Origin of the sequence: Mesorhizobium sp. M7A.F.Ca.ET.027.03.2.1 (assembly GCF_003999175.1) — a bacterium.
In the GTDB taxonomy this organism is placed as follows: Bacteria; Pseudomonadota; Alphaproteobacteria; order Rhizobiales; family Rhizobiaceae; genus Mesorhizobium.
On record NZ_RZOM01001170.1, the window covers coordinates 1 to 1815 of the forward strand.

Below are 1815 nucleotides of genomic sequence, written 5' to 3' on the forward strand. Positions count from 1 at the left end.
GTTGGTCAGCGCGATGATGCCGGCGGTGAAGGCATCGAGTTCGATGCCGAACTCAGGCAGGATGAAGAAGATCAGGAAGATCTGCACCAGGAACGGCGTGCCGCGGATCATGTCGACCCAGGCCCCGATCAAGCCCGAGATCAGCCGGTTGCCGCCGGTCCGCAGAATGCCGAGGCCGAAGCCAAGCAGGGTGCCGAGCACCAGGCTGATCAGTGACAGCATCACGGTCATGCCGAGGCCGCGCAGGGCCAGCGGATAAGAGCCGGCGAGGCTTTGCAGTTGTTGCCAGATCATGTCCGCGCCCCCGCCGTGCCGAGCCAGCGGCTGGAGACGCCAGCCAGTCCTTTCAGTCCGTAATACAGCAGCAGGTAGAAGGCGGCGATGGTGAGGAAACCTTCGGCCGGCATGAAGCGGTCGGAAGCGAGCAATTGGCCGGCGCGCGTCAGTTCGGAAACCGAGATCAGCGACAGAAGGGCGGAATCCTTGACCAGCACGATCGCCTGGCCAAGCAGCGGCGGGATCGTCACCTTGAAGGCCTGCGGCAGGACGACCAGACGCATGCGCTGGACATAGGTCATGCCCGAAGCGACGCTGGCCTCGACCTGGCCACGTGGGATCGACAGGATGCCGGCGCGAATGATTTCAGCGATATAGGCGCCGCTGTTGAGCGACAGCGCGAGAATGCCGACGACCAGCTCAGGCAGGACGAAGCCGAGCCGGGGCAGGCCGAAATAGAGGAAATAGAGCTGCGCCAGCAAGGGTGTGGCGCGTACGGCGTCGATATAGGCCTTGGCCGGCACGCGAAACAGCCAGCCGCGCTGCAGGTTCATGGCGCACAGCACGATGCCGACGATGAGCGCGCCGACAAAGGACAGCGCCGACAGCCAGACGGTCGTGATCAGGCCCTGTCCGAACAGCGGCAGATATTCGACAATGGTGCGGAAACTGAAATTTTCGAGCATCGTTGGGTGCAATCCCCAGAGTGCAGGAAGGGCGAGTAGGGAGTAGGGAATTAGGGAGCAGCAAAGCATGGCCGGAACGGCCATTCCCTATTCGCTACTCCCTATTCGCTACTCGCTAATTCAATTCCTCAGTGGTCTTTCTTCCAGGCGTCGGAATTGACCCAGTAGTCGAGGTTCTTCTGCAGGCGTCCGTCGATGGTGACCTGGTTGAGGAACAGGTTCATCCAGACCAGCAGGTCCGGCTCGTCATAGCGGGTGGCGAAGGCAAGCGGCTCCTTCGACAACAGGTCCGGCATGATGGTGAAGCTGCCGGCCGGATAGGCGGTCGACTGGCCCTTGACCGCCGAGACGTCGTTGACGCCGCAATCGGCCTGGCCGTTGTTGACGGCGTCGAGCAGCAGCGGACCGCCGCCCTTGTAGCTCTTGATGTCGGCGTCGGGGAAGGCTTTCTTGGCTTCCTTCTCGCCGGTGGCGCCGAGCAGCACGGCGATCTTGGTGCCCTTGGCCTTGCAGTCCTCAGTGGTCTTGAACTTGCTGTCGGCCTTGGTGAAGACGGTGCTGCCCGTGTACATGTAAGGCGTGGTGAAGGCGACCTTCATGCCGCGCGCGAGCGTCGGTGTCATGTCGGCGACCAGAAGGTCGGCCTTGCCCGACAGCAGTGCCGGGATCAGGCCGTCCCAGTCGAAATCGAGGAAGGTGATCTTGACGCCCATTTCCTTGGCCATCATTTCGGCGAGTTCCACCGAACTGCCGGTGCGTTCGCCATTGGCGCCGACCAGCGAGAAGGGAGGCCCTTGAGTCTGCACGGCGACGCGCAACTCGCCGCGCTTGGTGATGTCGTCGAGCGTACCGG

At 62.6% G+C, this 1815-nt stretch carries 3 protein-coding genes; all 3 read right to left on the reverse strand.

Annotated elements, in window-relative coordinates; genetic code table 11:
• The coding region (locus tag EN750_RS32530; protein ID WP_145968127.1) for an ABC transporter permease subunit at positions 1-294 on the reverse strand (294 nt) is incomplete at its 3' end.
• The gene (locus EN750_RS32535; protein ID WP_127271796.1) at positions 291-962 is read right to left on the reverse strand and encodes an amino acid ABC transporter permease; all 672 of its coding nucleotides are present in this window, start codon (positions 960-962) and stop codon (positions 291-293) included. The genes EN750_RS32530 and EN750_RS32535, both read right to left, overlap by 4 nt.
• A gap of 128 nt (positions 963-1090) precedes the next feature.
• On the reverse strand, positions 1091-1815 hold a 725-nt coding region (locus EN750_RS32540), incomplete at its 5' end, for an ABC transporter substrate-binding protein (RefSeq protein ID WP_145968128.1).